This window comes from Paenibacillus sp. FSL R5-0713, from assembly GCF_037973325.1.
Taxonomy (GTDB): domain Bacteria; phylum Bacillota; class Bacilli; order Paenibacillales; family Paenibacillaceae; genus Paenibacillus.
The window spans coordinates 5169656-5189888 of sequence record NZ_CP150229.1; the positions used below are offsets into that span (position 1 = coordinate 5169656).

Consider the following 20233-nt stretch of genomic DNA (forward strand, 5'->3'; position numbering starts at 1 on the left):
TCTGCCAAATCTGGCGAAGGGCAACCCTTTTCTTTTGCTGGTTGGTGTAATTAGTCCGTTTAATTCCGCTCTGGCAATATCTCTTGTTCAATTAACAACGATTCATCTCTGGATTCTTCTATCGTTGCAGCCACCTGTGTCGTATGTTGACCGTAACGTTCCAACAATATATCCAGCGGCATGGCAATCATCTTGGGTACCAATTGTTCTGTACGCTGTTTCAAGCGTTTGGTTCCTGCCGGATGGATCACACTTAAGAGCAGTTTAAGGTATACTTTGGATGCAGCGCTGAACGGTCCAGGGGGCAATTCTTGTATGGTAAATCCAAATTTTTCAGGACCTCTGTTTATCATACTTACACCGTATATGGCTTTGGCAGAGCGTAACTCAGGATCGAGCGCCACCATATGTGCCAAATCCGGCAATTGCTGTTCCATCGTACGAATCATGCGAATAGCCAAATGCATACTTGAACGCGAAGTCACTCCAAGTTCGAATAACTTCTGATTGTCAAAATGCAATTCAATGACCGGATCTCCGTTTTGGATGACATGGCCATCGCTCATCTCCATTCGTGCTCCGTGATATACACGAGATCGAAAGTGTAACATGGGATCTTCGGGCGAAGCCGTCCGCAGATGATATACCCAGTGGAACAATTTCTCCCAGCCAAGCCATAAGGCAACAACGATCCGCTTCCATAGCTTTAACGTTGTCTGTGGTTGATTCTTGTTCTGAGATTCGCTCACTGTAACACCTCCCATCAACGTGTCGACACGTACGCTTTGCAGACCCAGCCTTTCAGCTTCCTGCAATACGACTTCCAGCGCCTGAAGCATCTGCTCCGGCGCGTGTGCATCAGCACCAAGAGTCGTTCCTCGATCATGCAGCAGCATGACCTCTCCGCCTCTTAACTCCTTCAGCATCCGTTCGGTCAGTCGCTGGACACCTACTCGGCTTCTCCAGTCTTCAAACATGGAAGACCATAGTACAATCTTTCGTTCTTTCTTGCTGAAAAAATCAAACAGATTCATAATGCCCCATGGTGGACGATAAAAACAAGTTTTCACACCGGTTACTTCATGGATAATCTGACCTGTTCGCTGAATCTGGTCACGAACCGTACGCGGCCGCATAAGCCAGTTCGTCTTGTGAATATAATTATGAATGCCAATAAGGTGGCCTTCGTCATGTATGCGCTGAATGAGTTCAGGATGACTCGCGGCATGTTCTCCCACGACAAAAAATGTTGCTTTTGCTTGATGCTGACGAAGCAGATCGAGCAATCTCGGCGTATACTTCGGATCTGGCCCATCGTCAAACGTTAATGCAAATTGTGTATCACTTCTCCCCCGTCTAAATACACGAAAACCGAAAATCCTGCTGATCAAACTTGGAATAAAGGCGTAAAAGGATGAAAGATACAATAACCACAGTAGAATACTCTGAAGTATCGTTGTCATGTTGCAAGCTCCCCACTTCTCCTGCTGAATTACGGTGCGCTATGGCACTATCAAAAATAAACCGCCTTTAATTTTATCATAGTTCAGACTTTTCTTGAATCCTGTTTTCCCAAAAAGATAGCTATCGTGTACAATATATACATTATAATGATCTGCCTGCAAAGGAGCCATGTCCATGCTACCGCTTTACAAAAAATACGGGCGAACTGTCTTTGATATCGCTTTACTCGTATTAACCGTGTACGTCATCATGTACAGTTTTAGCCAATTATATCAAATCGCTGCACCGGTTTTTCTCTCATTTATCGTGTACTGGATGATTGAGCCATTAGCCAAATTTCTACATCGCAAAGGACTGCCCAAGACGCTTGGAGCTGCCATATCCGTCCTGTTATTTCTCGCGATAATTATCGCGGCCTTTTTTGGTGTGGGCTTGATTATTATCTCACAGATATCCAATCTTCAAGATAATTTTCCTGTATACATTGAAATGATACAGCGTGAGTTTACCAATCTGGTGTTATTCATCCAGGACAAGTCAGACGCTCTCCCTGATGGGATTATGGATAAAGCTAATGATTATTTTGCAACACTGACCGGCTTTCTTTCCAAATGGGTAACGAGCGGAGCGCAATTCATTGTAGGTTTCCTCAGTTCATTCTCTTCATTTATTACGAACTTCGGAATTGCGATTATTCTGGCCTTCTTTCTCAGTATCGAGATTGAATCCTGGCGCAAGTTTGCCCGTGCGAAGACGCCTAAAACCTTGAAGTTAGCTATTGAATTCATGCGTAATCACGTGTTCAAGACGATCCGTTCGTATCTGAAGGCACAGATGATCATGATGCTCATTACGTTCGTATTGATTTATGCAGGTTTGTTGATTTTGGGAACCTCTAACGCCTTTACCATTGCAGTCGTCTGTGCAGTTTTTGATCTGGTACCATTGCTAGGGGTTCCTGTTGTATTCATTCCATGGATTATCTACTTGTTCATTATAGGAAATAGCAGCCTGGCCATCGGCCTGATTGTGATTCTGGCAGTGACGATGCTGACACGACAATTGTTGGAACCGAAGATATCGGGTAACTCGATTGGTGTATCTTCGGCGTACTTGATGCTTTCGTTCATGCTAATCTCCCTTTCGATCTTCGGCCTGGCTGGTGTAGTGTTATCTCCAGTGCTGCTGATCCTTTTGAAAGAATTATTACAACAAGGGTACCTGCAAAAGTGGATTCACCTGCCAAAAGATGAATTTGAATCTTCTCCATTGGTTATGGACCCGCCCGTTAGCACGGCCTCAACGAGTTCTGCCGAGTCCGCGATGCATACGCCTGTTCCTGCGAAGGATCACGAGGACCCAGCCAAATAGTCCATGACCTTCCTGAAGAGAGCTGTCGCCTGATGATGGCTGTCTGGAGAGACATTTTGAACAAGCACAGCTACGGCGTACTTGGGTTGTTCTATCGGTCCATAACCGATGAACCATTGATGATTACGCTTCTCCCCATGTTTCTGTACCTGAGCTGTACCTGATTTCCCTGCAACTTGCCACTGCGCATGCTGCAGGGATTTTCCTGTTCCCTCACGGACTACCTTATTCATCCAGGATAACAGTTTATGCGCAGTTGCGGGAGCAATCTGCCCTGCGGCTGAAGGAGAATCATGCAATGGCATCTCCAGCATGATGCCACCATCCGCATATCGGATTCTCTCAACGAGACGTGGGGCACTAACCTTTCCATCATGTAATAGTGTCACAATCAGATTGGCGGCTTGCAGCGGTGTGACCAGCACATCTCGCTGACCAATGGCTGTCTGTATTTTCGCACCTTCATCACCAGAAGAAACAGCCTCTGTTCGCACACGCCCGTGATCTTCGTGATCAAAGTGTCGCAAGACGGGCATTCCTGCCATCTTTTTCCCCTCCCAACCAACAGGTCGCGCCAGTCCCAGACGATCTGCCGTGTTCTCCAGTTGCTCCATGCTAAGCCTGCGCGCCGTTTCCGCGAATACGACGTTGCAAGACTCCGCAAATCCTTGTTCCAGATTCAGGTTACCATGCCCATGCTCTTTCCAGCAGGACAAACCATACTTTCCATACTCACCACCACAATGAAATTCTTCTCCATGAGAAACCGCATGGTATTCCAGCGCAGCAGCCGCAGTGACAATTTTGAAAATGGAACCCGGGACGGCTCCCTGTACTGCACGATTTCCCCAGGCCGATTGTTTGGGGTCCACATGTTGTGGCTGATAGAATGGACTTGAAATCATGGCGCGAACATCTGCGTTAGCCGCATCTAACACAACAACGGCCCCTTCTTGTAAGCCAGCTTCTTCTGTCAACTGCTCCAATCCACGCTGCAACTTGGCATCCACAGTCGTTTCTACACGTAAAGGATAATGGCCATTGGCCGGTGCAATAACGTGCGGCTGAATTTCAGGGATAATCTCCCCACTACCCGAGACCATACGTGATACAAGCGTAGGACCAATTCCCCTCAACAGGGGTTCTAGTGTCCTCTCCAGTCCAGCTGCCCCTGATTTCATGGCAAATGGCTGTTTTACTTCATCCTGATGCCCAGTTAGAGCTCTGGAGGACTCAGGCTGTTCAGCCAGATAACCCATCCACTGCATTCCCGTATGCCCCTGAAGATACCTTGTCATCATTGGATAGATACCCGCTCCTTGCAGGTGCAGATTACGCAGACACTCCACCTGAGCAGCTGTCAAATGAACAGGCTGAGTTGCACCTGCTGTCCAGAAATGAGGTGCATTTTCCCGATTCCATTCCTTCTTCAATTGATCCAGATCGGTATGTAATATAGCTGCCAACTGCGTCATCTCTGAGCCTTCTAATGCCTCTTGCTTGCGTAGTTTACCTGATGGCACTGCCTGTGGGAAAAGAACCAAGCCCCATTGCAGCTTACCCGTCAATGCCTCACCTTTGTAATCCGTAAATTGTCCACGGCCCGGATCTAACATCACCCCGCGTTCACGCTGCAATACGGACATTTCACGTACCGTTCGGTGAAATCCAGGCATCGTCTGATTCACCTGAACGATCTGGACCCATCCCAATCGCAATATAAGCAATCCAAAGACAAGAGTTAGCATAATACAAGCTATATAGATTCGCCGTTTCGCAAGGAGATGCATCCCAGTCTCACCCTTTGTCGTTTTGACATATTATTGCTAATACAGCTTGGAATTATCCGGTAAACAGCAAGAAGGCCTGTCCCATGTACGGGACAGGCTCCTTAGCAATATTAATCCGCATATTTCACGGATATGCTTTATTTTTTTGTTACACCGTAAAGCGTGACAACGTTTCTTTCAGTTCCGTGGACACATTCTCCAGCTTACCAGACAGATTTACCAGCTGATTACTGATATTTTGCTGTTCACTACTCAAGGAAGCTACTTCTTGGGACGTTGCAGAAGATTCTTCAGCTACAGCGCTAACATTGCTCATGGCTTCAGACAACGTAGCTTGAGATTGGTTTAATTCTCCAATGGAACCTGTCACCATGCCCAGACGCTCCACAAATGCCCCCATCTGTTCCTGCACAGAAGCAAAGATGACGTTGGTATCTTTAACCGCATCCATCTGTTCCTTAAATAACGGATAGGCTTCAGACAAAGCATCCACGGTCTCGTTCATTTCGGTCATGATTTTGTCTGTGATCTCTCCAACCATTTCAATGGATTGTCTGGATTGAGCCGCGAGCTGTCGGACCTCATCAGCCACCACCATGAATCCGCGTCCGGCTGCACCGGCACGTGCTGCTTCAATGGTTGCATTCAGGGAAAGAATATTCGTCTGTTTTGTGATATTTTGCAGCACTTCAAGCACTTTAAGAACAGAGGATGTACTCTCTTTCAGCGAATCTACCTTATTCACCAGTGCACCAATCATTTCTTCTGTCTTCTGAGTTTTGGTCATCAACTGATTCAGATGTTGTGTTCCTGTCTGACTGGACTTCTCTACATGACGAGCAGAATCACCCATCTGTTCATTAGTAGCGATTACACTCTGCATCTGACGAGAGATATTGTCCGTTAATTCATTGCCACGTTCCGCTTCGGTTGCCAAACTGCCTGCACCGCCTGCGATCTCTTCTGTGGCTACGGCAATCTCCGAAGCGGATACAGCCGTTTTCTTGGATGCACTGCTCAGCTCAGACGCCGTATCCAATACTTCCTGCGCAGAACGATTCGTTTGTTCAACCAGCTTCGTAATCTGCTCCATCATCAGATTAAAGGCGGTAGAGAGCTGACCGATTTCATCTTGGGAGCTGTACGGTGTTCGAACTTTAAGATTACCTTTAGCACCTTCCTGCATCAAGTCTTTCAGTTTGCCGAGTGGACGAGCAAACATACGCACCATCCAGACCCCGATCAATACTGCAATCCCCGCATCAACCAGCGCCATCCACAAGGTCAGGGTCAGAATGCCTTTTGCATCCTGAACCAACACAGAGGTAGGTATCATACCAACCAGTTTCCAATTGGATGTATCCATCGTGCTGTATACAGCCAGCATTTCCGTAGATTTTCCATCTACAAGATACTTCGTATTCGTGCTACCTGCTGGTTCGGTCAACTCTTTGACAAATGCAAGATCTGTATCTTGTCCCGTACCATCCGAGATGGAGGATGCGACCACTTTATTATCCGGAGCAATCAGTTGAAGAACAGCTCCTGGCCCCAGATCAAGCGATTTCAATTGTTCCTCCAAAACTTCCAGCTTCAGCTCAATAACCAGAACATACGACTGAGTAGTCCCCTGCAAGTTTTTCATGGAACGTGCAATTTTGAACGTTGGCGTTGAGCCATCTTCCTTGACCTCGGTTGGAAGCCAGCGATAACCGCCCGACTCAATCAACTCAGTGTACCATGCTTCCTGACGAATACCGCCCATGGATGAACTGTTGTTGCCCGTACCCATAACGGACTTTGTTTCGTCTGTAGGCACCAAATAAATCGCTTCCATAGATTTATTTGTAAATGCAACATTGGACAGTTGCTTGTTGATTGAACTTGAATTCACAAATGTATCATACGCAGTCAGATTCTTATCTGACATCTTTTGCAGCAAGGACTGCATTTCCGGATCAAAGAAAATCTGTGTGGATGTATCCACAAATCTCTCCAAAATAATGTCCATTTTTTGTTTGGTCTGATCAATGGTCTCCTGATTGGCACGCGAAGCATTTTTCTCTATCGTACCCTTGGCTTTTGAATAGGATAATAGACCCAAACTCACTACAAAAATCATGATCCCCGCAAAAAAGATCAAGAACAGTTTAACCCCTACGGATTTTACCGGATTTGCCTTCCTAATTTGTTTAAAAGAAGCTCCCCCAAGGTTTTTCCAATCCCGGTTTTTGAATTGTTTCTTTACCCAATCGGTCTTGATCCAGCCCAGCTTCAGTTTACTACGATCAAGCTTAAGTAATTTTTTCCCATTCCCTGTAATTTTACTTTTACCTACTTTTTCTTTCTTCACTTTCTGAACCTGCTCAGGATTAACCTGCTCATCTTTTGTCACTTGCTCTCCACTGTCTTTCTGCTTCTTTTGAACCAATCCCATTCACCTGCCAGTTATTTACTTGTTAGATTTTTGTGTCTCTCCCCTATAATTATGTAGTATTCGACAGCTTTCTTCGTTCACCTTTCATTTCCCAGAAATTTTTTACAACTTTATTCCTATTTTTCTATAAAAAAAAGACCCCCATATGCCGATAACGGAGGTCCTTCCTGTTGATTTCATAACACTATTTTGTTAAATCATAATACTATTTTGGCACATTGTAGGTATTTGAACCTACTTCTTTTTTCTCATCATGTCAAAATACGAAACCGGCTGATCCACTTTCATTTTAACCAGCTGTAAAGGGTGACGAGCAGCATCTAGAACATTGCCTTCTTCATCCTGTATTTCGCCGACCACCTGTTTGAAAAAGTGACCTCCCGGACCAAAAAATTCGATTTCCTGTCCTGGTTTGAAGTGATTGCGTTGTTGAATGGTTGCCATTCCTGTTTCGGCATCATACCCCATAACCAATCCAGCGAAGTCAAAAGGTACAGCTTTTTCTTCCGGTTCATAGATATGATCTTCATGGTCTGGTGTATCATAGAAAAACCCGGTATTCAGCGGGCGATTCGCCGCTTTGTTCATTTCTTCAACCCATTCAGGTTTCAGAACATAATTCTCCGGATCTGCCATATAGGCATCAATGGCTTGACGATATACGTTAACCACGGTTGCCACGTAGTGAATCGATTTCATACGTCCTTCGATCTTGAAACTGTCCACACCCACATCAATCAACTCGGGAATATGGCCAATCATGCACAGATCCTTTGATCCCATGGAGAATGAATTATCCTGTTCCTGGAACAGGGGAAGCTGGTTCTCACCCAGTTTGAATGGTGCAGGTGTCTTCATCTGCACGTCCTCTTCGCTAACCCACACTGCATCTTCTCTCGCATCCTCAAACAAATCATACTTCCAGCGGCAAGACTGGCAACAGCCGCCCCGGTTGGAGTCGCGATCCGTAAAATGGTTGGAGAGCACGCAACGTCCGGAATACGAGGAACACATTGCCCCGTGAATAAAGGCTTCAATTTCAATATCCACATTTGCCTTGATCTCTTCAATCTCTTCGAAACTGGTCTCACGTCCGAGAACAACCCGTGGAAGTCCTTCATCTTTCCAGAACTTCACAGCCTGCCAGTTGAGTGTGGATTGTTGCGTACTCAGATGTACCTCAAGACCTGGCACAGCACGCAGGGCTACTTCAATAATAGCAGGATCAGCTACGATGATCGCAGAGATTCCAGCATTATAGAGATTTTGCAGGTATGTTTCAATACCCTCAATATCCTCATTATGTGCATAGATGTTCGTCGCTACGAACACTTTGGCTCCATACTTTTTGGCAAACTCCACACCTTCACGCATCTCTTCAAAGCTGAAGTTGTCCGCGTTGGAACGCAGTCCATAGGCCTGTCCACCGATATATACGGCATCTGCACCGTAATGGATTGCAAATTTCAGTTTTTCCAGATTACCCGCCGGAGCTAGCAGCTCCGGTTTGTCCAGACGGTTACGTTTACCCGAGAACTTCCGCTGTACCGCCACTGTTTCCATTCTGTTCACCTCGTCTATTAATACACTTGTTCTTTATAGAAAAATCCAAACGACAATTCACGTTCAGGATCCTGTAACTCCCGTACCTCATCGAGCCACTCTTCGGAGAACGCATATGCGTCAGCATCGGCAACATAACTGTCAATCGCTGTCCGATATGCACGTACAACAGCTTCATTGTAGGCTAGTGATTTTAGGATACCTTCAATTTTGAAACTGTGTACACCCGCCTCCATCAACAGATGAAGATCTTCGAGGATACATATATCCTCCGAACTCATAATATGTGTGCCGTTAATGTCTTCATAGATCGGGAATTTCTCATCCCGGCGTTCAGCCTCGATCAGGAACAATCCACGTTCTTTACCCAAGTGTCCCTCGACTGGCCGTCCTTGATGAGCCATATAACTTTGCACCAGGCTACGCTTGGAGTGATATATATTCGTCATGCCATGTACCTGAACCTGAGCTTCCACCTTGAGAAAAGGAACCATCTCCGTCAACTCGTCCATATTCAACTCACGGGCAAGCACAACGCGACTCGCTCCTTTGGTCCCCCAATAGTTAGCTGTTGCATAGTTCGTCGAAGTCATCTCCGCATTCCAATGCAGCTTCACATGTGGAGCATATTCCTTCATGGTAGCCAGCACGGATGGATCATTAAATTCCACACCGTCAATACCGATTCTGCCAAGTGATTGAACATATTCGGGCAATTCTTTCAACAGCTCGTTGGACATCAGATTCGTCATGGATACATACACCCGCGCCTGATGTTTGGCTGCAATGGCAACCACCTCTGCTGTCTCCTCCACGCTGAAGCTGCCTGGAAGACGCATACCGAATCGATCATCTCCAATGACCAGAGCATCTGCTCCAGCCTGGAGCAGCACTTCTGCCTCTTTCACATTCGCTGCTGTAACGAGCAGTTCATGTTTCTTACTCATATAATCCCCTCCGCTTATTGCGCAGCCTTACTTTTGGCTATATTTTGCTGGTGTTCCTTATACGTTTTGGCAAATAGATGTCCAGACGAGCCGTCCTTTTTTGTCACATAGAACAGATACTCCGATGCTTCCGGATTTAGTGCTGCTTCAATGGACGGAAGACTTGGACTGGCAATTGGACCAGGCGGCAGGCCTTTATTCAGATACGTATTATAAGGACTTTTCACCTTCAGATCCTTGTAATACAATCGCTCCTTTGGCCTGTCGAGCAGATATTGCACGGTAGCATCAATTTCCAGCTTCATATCCTGATTGATCCGATTGTAGATTACCCCTGCAACCAGTGCACGTTCCTCATCCACTACAACTTCTTTCTCCACCAGTGACGCAATGGTCAGCAGCTCGTGCAGGGAAAGATTCTTCTCTTGGAGCTTAGCTTCCAAATCCGGGATAGAATTGATCTTGGTCTGGAATTCTTCCAGCATACGTTGCATCACATCATGGGTGGAACTTCCCTTTTTCAGCTCGTAGGTCTCCGGGAAGAGATACCCTTCCAATACGTAGCGAAGTTCTTCATCCACTGGAATATCTTTGAGGATATCTACATCGAAGGCCGAAGGATCATTGGCCAGCTTGATGAATTCATCCCGATCGAGAACATGCTCATAAGAAAGCTTGCCCGCCATTTGCAGAACATTATAACCCTCTGGAATCGTGAATTTCACCATTTCCTCCGGTACCACTTCACCACTACTCAGCTTGCTAACAATCTCATCATATGTCACGCCAGGATTCATAGAATATGTACCCGCCATGAAATTAGATCCCATTTTTTTCCACTTTAAATACCCTTTAAAGGTTAACCCGCTTCGAATGAGCCCTTCTTCTTGAAGCTGATCCGCGATTTTTGAAGTTCCCGATCCGCTCTTAATCTCGAATACGACCGGTTCTGTAGAAGCTTCCACAGGACGCATCATACTCCATACGTAAACACCTGCGCCTCCGGCAAGAACTACAATGATAAGCAGTATGACTACTATTGCTTTCCCTTTCAAAAAAGAAACAACTCCTTTACACAACCAAAAAGAGCGGACTTCTCCGCCCTCCCGGTTTCTTCAATTTGAAGCTGATTAATCTTCGTCAATGGGGAGTGTACATTCATCATACAGTTCTGAGATGTTCTCCCACTCATCATCATCGTCGATCGTAACTAACTCTGGCATGATCTGGTTCTCACTTCCAGGTAATACCCGCAGAAGTTCAACCTCGTCATAAGGTCGCAACGAACTGCGGAGCACCGCATATTGCTGACCGTTCACTTCGAACTCAGCCAACAAGTCATACGGTTGTGATTTACCGTTCTCTTCCTCGAGCTCAACATGAGCACCGAATGCCAGACGCAGTGAATCTGTCCATTTCAGGTCTTTGCGGCTATATTCCGTCATTTAGTTCGCTTCCTCTTCATCATCTTCAGCAAGAAATGTATTAAACGTCTCCTCGACGATATCCCACTCGGCATCATCTTGGATAACGAAAAGTTTGATATCGTCGCCCTCTTCTTCATAACGGAATGCATATACATCCGTTTCGCCATCTTCAGGTTCAACCGGAGCAACCATCATATACTTGGCCTCCGAACCGTCTACTTCAAACTTCATGATGACTTCGAATTCCTCTTCATTACCCTCGTCATCCGCAATGTAAATGATTTCCGCTTCTTCTTCCATACCCAGTTGATCTTCAGCCATTGTTGATCCCCCTCACCTTCTACTATTGGCATCCAAATAATTTTGCAAAATCAAGCTTGCGGCCATTTTGTCCACAACTTGCTTGCGTTTTTTCCGACTGACATCCGCTTCAATCAGCGTACGTTCTGCTGCCATGGTTGTCAGCCGTTCATCCCAAAGGTGAACAGGTAAATTCAGTTCATCCCGCAGGCGATCGGCAAAAGCAATGCATATCTCACCGCGCGGTCCTACGGTGCCGTTCATGTTTTTGGGAAGTCCCACTACGATCTCACTAATCTCATGCTCACGCACAAGTTCGGCAATTCGAGCGAACTCGCCTTCATCACGGCGGCGTTCAAGTACTTCCAATCCCTGGGCAGTCCAACCGAAGGCGTCACTCGCGGCAACTCCGATTCTTCGGTCCCCATAGTCCAAACCTAATATTTTCATCCATGCTCTCCCATCCTGGGGCCTGCTCAGGTCGATTCAACATCGCCTTCTCAAGCTTCAGGCTGTATTCTGTCGGTTCATTTCCCGCTGCCTGCATGGCTGCAACACAGCGGAAGCGGCGTACATTACCGGTGATTGGCCAGATAGGAACGTACAAGCTCTTCAATCAGCTCATCGCGCTCCTTTTTACGGACCAGACTACGTGCGTTGTTGTGACGAGGAATGTATGCCGGGTCTCCGGAAATCAGATACCCAACAATCTGGTTGATCGGATTATACTCCTTATCGACCAGTGCATCATATACCGTGAGAAGAATCTCTTTGGATGATGCTTCCTGTTCGTCACCTTTCACATTAAATTTAACCGTCTTATCCATGGAGTCCATTGATGACACCTCGCTCCTGCATGAACATGGGGACCATGTCCTGCCGAATTGATTTCTGTTTATATAATAACATATTCTGACTGCCACAAGTAAACAAAGGATAAGGCAATTGTGTTTTTTGCTTGTCCTTTACTGGCTTCAGCATACTGCATCATTGGATTTCAGTCGTTCTCAGGTACAAAATACAAATGAACAGAACCATTTCGATTTATATTTTGACGATGATAAGCTGCTCAATGGATTATGCAGTATGCCCGCTAACCAATGAAACCGCCAGTTTCAGCGCTTCATCCAGCTTGGTAGCATCCTTGCCTCCGGCTTGCGCCATATCTGGACGTCCACCGCCACCGCCGCCGCATACTGCTGCGACTTCTTTGACGATTTTACCTGCGTGCAATCCTTGTTTTACTTGTTCAGCAGGTACCGCTACAACAAAATTCACTTTACCATCCGCCGGAGCACCCAATACGAGTACTGCATTAGGCAATTTTACTTTCAGCTCATCTGCCACTGTACGCAGTGCATCCATGTTCGGAGCATCTACGCGTACTGCCAGTAATTGAGTATTTCCTGCTTGTACCACTTGATCGGTCAGTTGACCAGCTTCCATGGCACTCAGCTTGCTTTGCAGGGATTCCGTCTCTCTTGCAGCTTCTTTCAGTTGCAGGTTCAGACCTTCAATCCGTTTAGGTACATCAGCCACATTTGCTTTGAGCAGTGCTGCTGATTGCTTGAGCAGTTCCAACTGGCTTTCCACATACAGATATGCGCCACGGCCAGTTACAGCTTCGATCCGACGAACGCCGGAGCCGATTCCGCTCTCGCTTACCAATTTGAAGATTCCAATCTCTGAAGTATTATTTACGTGACAGCCGCCACAAAGTTCCAAACTGTAGTCTCCAACTTGAACAACACGTACAATATCTCCATATTTTTCGCCAAACAGGGCCATCGCACCCATTTCTTTCGCTTCATCAATAGCTTTCAGCTCGATGTTTACGTTCAGACGATTCCAGATCTGTTCGTTCACCTGACGCTCAATCTCTGTCAACTCTTCCGGCGTGATGCTGCCGAAATGAGAGAAGTCAAACCGCAGACGCTGTGGCTCAACGAGCGATCCTGCCTGGTTTACGTGTGTGCCGAGCACATCTTTGAGTGCCTTGTGCAGCAAGTGGGTCGCTGTATGGTTTTTGATAATGTCGCCACGTTTGGCTGCATCCACTTCAGCGTTAATCACATCACCTAAACGCAGTTCACCGGACTCCACCGTTACCAGATGTACGTGTTGTCCTAGTGGAGCTTTGAACAAGCCTTGTACTTTCGCTGTTACACCAGCACCGCGCAACAAGCCTTGATCACTCACTTGACCGCCACTTTCCGCGTAGAACGGAGTCTTGTCCAGAACAACCTGACACGTTTGTCCTTCGCCTACGGTTTCAACAAGGGCGTCACCAGCGACGATGGCTACCACTTTTGCTTCCGTCAACAGGTCAGTATAACCAACAAACTCGCTTTTAACCTCCAGCTCAGCAAGTGGTCCACCTTGAACTTTCATGCTCTCACTCTCTTGACGCCCAGCACGTCCAAGCTCACGTTGCTTCTGCATGGAAGCATCAAAACCTTCACGGTCCACAGTCATACCATGCTCTGCAGCATAATCTTCTGTCAGGTCAAACGGGAAACCGTACGTATCATACAGTTTGAAAGCTTCAGGTCCGCTAATAACCGTGCGTCCTTCGGATTTGGCAGTACCGCTAATATCAGCCAGAATCGCCAGACCATCTGTTAGTGTTTCGTGGAAGCGCTCTTCCTCCGTTTTAATCACTTTGGCGATAAACTCTTGTTTGTCTACGACCTCAGGGTAGTACATGCCCATCACTTCACCAACCGTTGAAGTCAGTTCATACAGGAATGGACGATCGAGTCCAAGCACTTTTCCATAACGAACTGCACGACGGAGCAGTCGGCGGATGACATATCCACGTCCTTCATTACTTGGCAGCACGCCATCACCTACTGCAAAGGCAACGGTACGGATATGATCGGCAATGACTTTCAGTGCAACATCGATTTCGACACTGTCGTTATATTTCACACCCGCAAGAGCGGCTGTTCTTTGAATCATCGGTTGGAACAGGTCTGTGTCAAAGTTGGAATCCACATTTTGCAGAATGGAAGCAAAACGCTCCAAACCTGCACCTGTATCAATGTTTTTGTTAGGAAGCGGTGTGTAGCTGCCGTCCTTGTTATGGTTGAACTGGGAGAATACCAGGTTCCATACTTCCAGATAACGTTCGTTTTCCCCACCTGGATACATTTCAGGATCACTCATGTCGTTTCCGTAAGCTTCGCCGCGGTCATAGAAGATCTCGGTACAAGGACCACATGGACCTTCGCCGATATCCCAGAAGTTTTCATCCAATTTAATGATACGCTCAGCAGGCAGTCCCACTTTTTCGTTCCACAGTTTGAAGGCTTCTTCATCTTCCGGATATACCGTTACGGAAAGACGTTCCGGATCGAATCCGATCCACTCTTTGCTGGTCAAGAATTCCCAAGCCCATGTTACGGTCTCTTCCTTGAAGTAATCTCCAATAGAGAAGTTACCGAGCATCTCGAAGAACGTATGGTGACGACGCGTTTTGCCGACATTCTCGATATCATTGGTACGGATACACTTCTGGGAGTTCGCAAGACGCGGGTTCTCCGGCTTCTCACGTCCGTCAAAATAAGGCTTGAGCGGTGCCATACCTGCATTGATCCACAGAAGGGAAGGATCGTTGTGAGGCACGAGCGATGCGCTCGGCTCGATTTTGTGACCTTTACTTGCAAAAAATTCTATCCATTTGGACCGGATTTCACTGGCTTTCATACTGGATGCCCCCATTAAATTATAATAGTCCGTTGCGTATTCGCTCCGGTTGGTCAACATTGTTTTCTGTAAAAATAAACACAAAAAACGCCCCTGAATAATCAGGGACGATGTTATCGCGGTACCACCCTGGTTATTGCTGTTTATCCCTTGCTGCGTAGATAAACAAACAATCTCCTCGTTCATGCGAAATAACGGTCGCTCCCGGCAGGGTTGTCCTGCACTCCGAAATTAGCTTTCTGCCGCTTCATCTTTCAAGACTCTTCCAGCCATCAGTTCAGGTTCACCCTGATCCGAAGAAGTCTATTCTCTGAGGAAAGGAACCCTCGGCGTACTTTATTTCATCATCGATTTCATGTTCTAAACATACACACTCATTATATCGGTAGCACAAGCGGGTGTCAACGCAGGCTAGCTGTTGTTGTAACCCTATTTATCAGTCGATCCTACGTTTGATGTAATAGGCGAAAAAGTGTTGCACAATCACCTTTAGTACGGCAAAAACGGGTACTGCCAGAATTAAACCTACAATGCCTGCCAGTTCGCCTCCGACGAGCAGTGCAAATATAATGGACAGTGGGTGCAAATGCAACGTACGTCCCACAACCTGAGGAGAGATAACGTTACTCTCCAGCACTTGGCACAGGGTGTTCACAATGACCACAAGCAGCACCATTTTAAACGACACGGTTGATGCCATGACCACAGCAGGAGCAGCACCAAGGAACGGCCCCAAGTAAGGCACAATATTAAACACAGCTACAATGCTTGCAAGCAGCAGGGCATATGGCATATCAATGACGATATAACCAATGTAGGCAAAGATGCCAACAATAACACAGACAATAAACTGGCCCCGAATGTAGTTCCCCAGTGCAGTATCAATTTCTTTCATCACGGAGACAATCGCTTTACGGCGTGAACGCGGGAGATATGCCACTATAGTGCGCTCAAACACCTCAAAGTCTTTTAACATATAAAATATCAGAAATGGCACGATGAATACATTGAATAACACATTAATGGTCGCCCCGATATTGTCCATAAGCACGGTAATGCCCTGAGTTAGTCGATCCTCCATCTGAAAGAACCAACTGTTCATGCCTGTTCGCACACTTGGCGGCATTAATTTGTGATCCATATTGTTCATCAGGCTCTGGGCACGCATGGACAGCTCCGGCATATGCTCGTTGAGTTCCTCCAGCTGTTCAATCAATACCGGAATCACATTCATCAGAATGACACCGATGCAGGTCAGGAAAAAGGCATATATGAGCAGTACCGCAATCGTACGCGGCACCTTGCGCCCTCCCAGCATGCTGACAATCGGATTAAGTACATAGGATATGATAAGAGCTACGATAAAGGGTGCCAGCACTGTTTTCAGGAATGCATATATATGAAGCAGTAAAGGCCGCAGCAACCAAATAAAATATAGAATAATTAATCCGAGCAGCAGCCAGATCGCATAACGGAACAGCTTGTTTTTGGTTAATTGCTCCACTTGTATCTCTCCTTTTGGACTGGCTCTGAGAGTCAGTATATGTAGGAAAGGTAAAATTTATTAACACAGCGCAGAAGTGGAAGGAGCAATTCGAACATTTTTTCTTAAACCCCAAAAAACGCCTCCTTCATCAGAGAAGGAAGCGCATTTTGCAGTAAAGGGTAGCATATAATCATACATGTGCAACCCGAACCATTATGTAACCGCATCTATATACATGTGCCATCATATAACGACAGCATCCCATGACATGCATTGTCATGAAACCGCATATAGAGGAAGTTATCCTGCTTATTAAGAAGAAGCGTGAAGATGAGGGAAGTCTTGTGGCAGCTCGTCCCCGAAAAACAGATCATCCAGGGAGCTCAGCGTACCGTCTTCTTCCACTTGATATACAGACATTTTCTCACCGTTTACCGTTAATTCGATAAAGCATCCCCAGCAATAAAACTGGTGGGAACCAATTTTCCCGATATCTTTGGAACTACAGTTTGGACATTTCATATTCATTCACCTATCCATTAACAGAATGAATGGCATTTTCCAAGCGCTGTTCACTCAGAGACGGTACCATAATGGCACTTTCCCCGATAGACATATCGCTTGTACATGGCAGCCATTTGCGGCCCTCGATCAGATCGGACACAAAACCGTCCGTAATTTCAATCCCTATTATTGTATTTCCCAACTCTTGGTCAAAATAAACATCGGAGACACGCCCAAGCAGCAAACCTTCTTCGGTGAGCACGGACATCTCCTTCAATTTAGACCGACCGAGGAGGTACGTGTATTTTATGTCGTCGGCTCCCGTCTTGCGGACAGCCTGTTGATTACGGATCATGACGGCATCTTCGCCGTAGGCAACGATATCTTGCCACTGCACGATTTTGACATGATTGGTAAACAGGCCTTTGTTCTCAAGTTCAATGCCTTCAATCTGCCAATCATCATTCACAATGAAATCCTGGATTTTACCGACCTGCTTCCCGTCCTCCACATCAAAAACGGCAAGTCCGATCATTTCCTGAAGCTTCATCGCTGGGTCCCCCTCATCTTCTTATCATTAAATAGGCGCGGCGCTATTGCTAGGTATGCCCAAAGTTGATGAGTGGCAATCAGACGCCGATCATCAAAACCGCTTCTATCCAACCGATGAAATGGAACTTCTTCCCTCCTTCTGTTCCATGTGTAAAGTTCCCCTTAGGGTCTATTACGCAGTCGTCCAAGAATGGTTCCAATTTTTTCGGCGGTTATCATGATTTCTTCCGTAGTATTACCCAATCCCCAGCTAAAACGAATCGCAGAATGTAAAAATGTTTCAGGCAGTTTCATCGCTTTGAGCACATGAGAGACTTCAAGTGAACCGGAAGTGCAGGCAGAACCGCTTGCAACAGCAATCCCTTCCATATCCAAATTCATTAACATCGTCTCTGTGGACACTTCCGGAAAGCTGATATTCAGGATGTTCGGCAGCGTATGCTCCGCGTGTCCATTCACATGAAAGTGCTCCGTCCCCACATGGATTTCAAGCTGTTCCAACAAAAGTTTGCGCAATTTCAAATCATGCTGACGATGCGTCTCCTTTTGAGCTGATGAAATCTTGAGAGCCTCTGCAAATCCGGTAATACCTGCGATATTTTCCGTACCAGCGCGCCGCTGACGTTCTTGCAACCCACCGTGGGCTCTTGCTTCCAACACGATTCCTCGCCGTACATAGAGTACACCGACACCCTGAGGCCCATTGATTTTATGCGCTGAGAAGCTAATCAGGTCCACAGGAAGTTCCTTACAGGAAATATCCTGGCTACCCAGAGCCTGAACTGCATCAGTATGGAACAGAATATTGTGTTTACGTGCAAGCTCACCGACCTCACGGATCGGCTGAATGGTGCCCACTTCATTGTTGGCAAACATCATGGTAATCAGAACCGTATCCGGCCGGATGGCCTCTTGCAATTCATCCAGATTTATTCGACCGTGACGATCCACAGATAGATAGGTTACTTCATAACCTTGCCGCTCCAATTCCTGACACGTATGCAAAACAGCATGGTGCTCAATTGCGGTCGTAATGACATGTTTCCCCTGATCTTGCCTTGCTGAGACTGCTCCGAAAATCGCCAGATTGTCGCTCTCCGTGCCACCTCCGGTAAACACCAATTCGTCCGGGAAACAGTCCAAAGACGCCGCAATGACATCCCTTGCTCCGCTGACAGTCCGTTTGGCTTCACGCCCAAAGGCATGGATACTTGATGCATTGCCAAATTGTCCTGTCATGACGTTCATCATCGCTTCTGCGACTTGTGGATGCATAGGTGTCGATGCGGCGTGATCCAAATAAATTCGTTTCATTTATTTCCACCCCGTTATATGTTAAATTTCTATCTCATGGCGTACTGTCAAATTGGAAATTGAAATGGATGCTCTATTGTCGCATCTTCGTGTATAATGTTCTATATCCATTTCAAAAAGGAGAGAGAGACATGAGTGATCCCATTCTCGGGCAGATTCTGAATCAACTTCAACAAATGGACAAACGATTCGACAGCATCGACGTACGTCTTGAAAAGATGGAAGACAGACTAATTACCATGGAAAGTAGATTAGACACCATGGATGGTAGATTGGATACCATGGATAGCAGATTAGACACCATGGATGGTAGATTGGATACCATGGATAGCAGATTGGACACTATGGATGGCAGATTGGACACCATAGATGAACAAACCAAGAATATCCCACTTCTTCAACAAGCTGTTCTGGAAACATTGACCGTTACGAAACGGCTTGACGCTTCCCACTCCGCCTCTGAACGCAAAGTAACTACCGAATTGAATACCCATCAGCACAGCATTGATATTTTGAATCGCCGTCAGTTACGCATGGAAGCTGATATAGAAACTTTAAAAAGTCGCTGATTCACAAGATATCCGGTTAAGCTCAACTTCACCAACTTGTAAATCCGCGGCTGAATACATAGTCCTTACTTCCCTGAAGTGATCTGTAGAAATTGAAGAACAAAGTACCCATTGGTGCGTGTTCAAAGAGTCTTCTGTTCAATACCGAGAAAATCAGACTTTTTGAAATATCTCTATTGGCATGTCTAAAGCCCCCTAGTTGGGGGCTTTAGTGTGTCTTCTGCGATGCGAATGATGACCCTAAATATAAAACATGTAGCTATCTTTTTTCTCTTGATCCTGGAATGTAATCAGGTCTTTCAGTGTTGTGGAATCCAACACTTCCGCAATACCGTCACGGATTCGCAACCATAGATCACGCTTTGCCGGATCATCTTCCTCTGTGAAGTCTACTGGAGAGATTGGCCCTTCCAGTACACGGATGACATCGCCTGCAGTTACGGTTGCAGGGTCACCTGCAAGGATATAACCGCCGTATGCACCTCTAATGCTCTTCACCAGTCCTGCATTACGTAGTGGAGCAATCAGTTGCTCCAGGTAATGCTCCGAAAGCTGGTTGCGCTCGGCAATGCTCTTAAGTGATGTAGGGCCTTCGCCTGTTCTGGCAGCAAGCTCCATCATGATTGTGAGGCCGTAACGGCCTTTTGTCGATATTTTCAAAGGAGTCACCTCTTTCAATTTTCAGTAACGATTGGAAACTTTATATTGTATCCTGTAGTCCATGACCGTTTGTTTCACGATCTGTCCACAGCAGAGATTCATAGAACTCATTTTTAACTTTCTAATTCTCCGTATTCCGAT

At 46.3% G+C, this 20233-nt stretch carries 18 protein-coding genes; 2 read left to right on the top strand and 16 right to left on the bottom strand.

The window, feature by feature from the left end:
• Positions 1-59 precede the first annotated feature (59 nt).
• The gene (locus MKZ12_RS23025; RefSeq protein ID WP_339256965.1) at positions 60-1463 is read right to left on the bottom strand and encodes a polysaccharide deacetylase family protein; all 1404 of its coding nucleotides are present in this window, start codon (positions 1461-1463) and stop codon (positions 60-62) included.
• A gap of 175 nt (positions 1464-1638) precedes the next feature.
• Here MKZ12_RS23025 and MKZ12_RS23030 point away from each other — a divergent pair, with 175 nt between their 5' ends.
• Entirely contained in the window at positions 1639-2835 is a 1197-nt protein-coding gene (locus MKZ12_RS23030; RefSeq protein WP_339236939.1) for an AI-2E family transporter, read from the top strand.
• Here the strand turns inward: MKZ12_RS23030 and MKZ12_RS23035 are convergent.
• The 14 genes from MKZ12_RS23035 to MKZ12_RS23100 form a co-directional block, all read right to left on the bottom strand.
• On the bottom strand, positions 2814-4553 hold the full coding sequence (locus tag MKZ12_RS23035; protein WP_339256968.1) for a penicillin-binding protein 2: 1740 nt from the start codon (positions 4551-4553) through the stop codon (positions 2814-2816). The genes MKZ12_RS23030 and MKZ12_RS23035 overlap by 22 nt on opposite strands.
• Before the next feature lie 220 nt (positions 4554-4773).
• Positions 4774-7056 carry a methyl-accepting chemotaxis protein gene (locus MKZ12_RS23040; RefSeq protein ID WP_339256970.1) on the bottom strand — a complete coding sequence of 761 codons (2283 nt, stop codon included), beginning with the start codon at positions 7054-7056 and terminating at the stop codon, positions 4774-4776.
• Positions 7057-7296: 240 nt separating this feature from the next.
• Positions 7297-8625 carry a U32 family peptidase gene (locus tag MKZ12_RS23045; RefSeq protein ID WP_339256972.1) on the bottom strand — a complete coding sequence of 443 codons (1329 nt, stop codon included), beginning with the start codon at positions 8623-8625 and terminating at the stop codon, positions 7297-7299.
• Positions 8626-8642: 17 nt separating this feature from the next.
• Positions 8643-9572 (bottom strand): peptidase U32 family protein, encoded by a 930-nt coding sequence (locus tag MKZ12_RS23050; protein WP_339236949.1) that lies wholly within the window; start codon positions 9570-9572, stop codon positions 8643-8645.
• Positions 9573-9586: 14 nt separating this feature from the next.
• Positions 9587-10627, bottom strand: a complete 1041-nt coding sequence (mltG, locus tag MKZ12_RS23055) for an endolytic transglycosylase MltG (protein ID WP_339256974.1) — start codon at positions 10625-10627, stop codon at positions 9587-9589.
• A gap of 75 nt (positions 10628-10702) precedes the next feature.
• Positions 10703-11017: a DUF1292 domain-containing protein gene (locus tag MKZ12_RS23060; protein WP_339256976.1), complete on the bottom strand. Its 315-nt coding sequence runs from the start codon at positions 11015-11017 to the stop codon at positions 10703-10705.
• A complete protein-coding gene (locus tag MKZ12_RS23065; protein ID WP_278298550.1) occupies positions 11018-11320 on the bottom strand; it encodes a DUF1292 domain-containing protein in 303 nt (100 codons plus the stop codon). It lies immediately after the preceding gene.
• Between the two features lie 12 nt (positions 11321-11332).
• A complete protein-coding gene (gene ruvX / locus MKZ12_RS23070) occupies positions 11333-11749 on the bottom strand; it encodes a Holliday junction resolvase RuvX (protein WP_036616953.1) in 417 nt (138 codons plus the stop codon).
• Between the two features lie 125 nt (positions 11750-11874).
• Positions 11875-12135 carry an IreB family regulatory phosphoprotein gene (locus MKZ12_RS23075; protein ID WP_036616950.1) on the bottom strand — a complete coding sequence of 87 codons (261 nt, stop codon included), beginning with the start codon at positions 12133-12135 and terminating at the stop codon, positions 11875-11877.
• 241 nt (positions 12136-12376) lie between these two features.
• A complete protein-coding gene (alaS, locus tag MKZ12_RS23080) occupies positions 12377-15007 on the bottom strand; it encodes an alanine--tRNA ligase (protein WP_339256978.1) in 2631 nt (876 codons plus the stop codon).
• Positions 15008-15443: 436 nt separating this feature from the next.
• Entirely contained in the window at positions 15444-16511 is a 1068-nt protein-coding gene (locus MKZ12_RS23085; protein WP_253440170.1) for an AI-2E family transporter, read from the bottom strand.
• A 294-nt stretch (positions 16512-16805) separates the two neighbouring features.
• Positions 16806-17015 carry a hypothetical protein gene (locus MKZ12_RS23090; protein WP_017686815.1) on the bottom strand — a complete coding sequence of 70 codons (210 nt, stop codon included), beginning with the start codon at positions 17013-17015 and terminating at the stop codon, positions 16806-16808.
• Between the two features lie 10 nt (positions 17016-17025).
• A complete protein-coding gene (locus MKZ12_RS23095; RefSeq protein WP_339236963.1) occupies positions 17026-17547 on the bottom strand; it encodes a PRC-barrel domain-containing protein in 522 nt (173 codons plus the stop codon).
• Between the two features lie 164 nt (positions 17548-17711).
• Complete coding sequence (locus MKZ12_RS23100) at positions 17712-18863, bottom strand: cysteine desulfurase family protein (RefSeq protein WP_339256980.1); 1152 nt, start codon at positions 18861-18863, stop codon at positions 17712-17714.
• A gap of 131 nt (positions 18864-18994) precedes the next feature.
• On the opposite strand from MKZ12_RS23100, the gene MKZ12_RS23105 reads away from it, so the two are divergent.
• Complete coding sequence (locus MKZ12_RS23105) at positions 18995-19432, top strand: hypothetical protein (RefSeq protein WP_339256982.1); 438 nt, start codon at positions 18995-18997, stop codon at positions 19430-19432.
• Positions 19433-19672: 240 nt separating this feature from the next.
• On the opposite strand, the gene MKZ12_RS23110 is transcribed toward MKZ12_RS23105, so the two are convergent.
• Entirely contained in the window at positions 19673-20092 is a 420-nt protein-coding gene (locus MKZ12_RS23110) for an Rrf2 family transcriptional regulator (protein WP_062835876.1), read from the bottom strand.
• Positions 20093-20233 lie beyond the last annotated feature (141 nt).

Excerpts from the sequence above, each read along its gene's own strand:
- MKZ12_RS23025 (WP_339256965.1), bottom strand. The coding sequence starts at position 1,463 with ATGACAACGATACTTCAGAGTATTCTACTGTGGTTATTGTATCTTTCA.
- MKZ12_RS23030 (WP_339236939.1), top strand. The coding sequence starts at position 1,639 with ATGCTACCGCTTTACAAAAAATACGGGCGAACTGTCTTTGATATCGCT.
- MKZ12_RS23045 (WP_339256972.1), bottom strand. The coding sequence starts at position 8,625 with ATGGAAACAGTGGCGGTACAGCGGAAGTTCTCGGGTAAACGTAACCGT.
- MKZ12_RS23050 (WP_339236949.1), bottom strand. The coding sequence starts at position 9,572 with ATGAGTAAGAAACATGAACTGCTCGTTACAGCAGCGAATGTGAAAGAG.
- MKZ12_RS23060 (WP_339256976.1), bottom strand. The coding sequence starts at position 11,017 with ATGACGGAATATAGCCGCAAAGACCTGAAATGGACAGATTCACTGCGT.
- MKZ12_RS23065 (WP_278298550.1), bottom strand. The coding sequence starts at position 11,320 with ATGGCTGAAGATCAACTGGGTATGGAAGAAGAAGCGGAAATCATTTAC.
- ruvX (WP_036616953.1), bottom strand. The coding sequence starts at position 11,749 with ATGAAAATATTAGGTTTGGACTATGGGGACCGAAGAATCGGAGTTGCC.
- MKZ12_RS23075 (WP_036616950.1), bottom strand. The coding sequence starts at position 12,135 with ATGGACTCCATGGATAAGACGGTTAAATTTAATGTGAAAGGTGACGAA.
- alaS (WP_339256978.1), bottom strand. The coding sequence starts at position 15,007 with ATGAAAGCCAGTGAAATCCGGTCCAAATGGATAGAATTTTTTGCAAGT.
- MKZ12_RS23090 (WP_017686815.1), bottom strand. The coding sequence starts at position 17,015 with ATGAAATGTCCAAACTGTAGTTCCAAAGATATCGGGAAAATTGGTTCC.
- MKZ12_RS23095 (WP_339236963.1), bottom strand. The coding sequence starts at position 17,547 with ATGAAGCTTCAGGAAATGATCGGACTTGCCGTTTTTGATGTGGAGGAC.
- MKZ12_RS23100 (WP_339256980.1), bottom strand. The coding sequence starts at position 18,863 with ATGAAACGAATTTATTTGGATCACGCCGCATCGACACCTATGCATCCA.
- MKZ12_RS23105 (WP_339256982.1), top strand. The coding sequence starts at position 18,995 with ATGAGTGATCCCATTCTCGGGCAGATTCTGAATCAACTTCAACAAATG.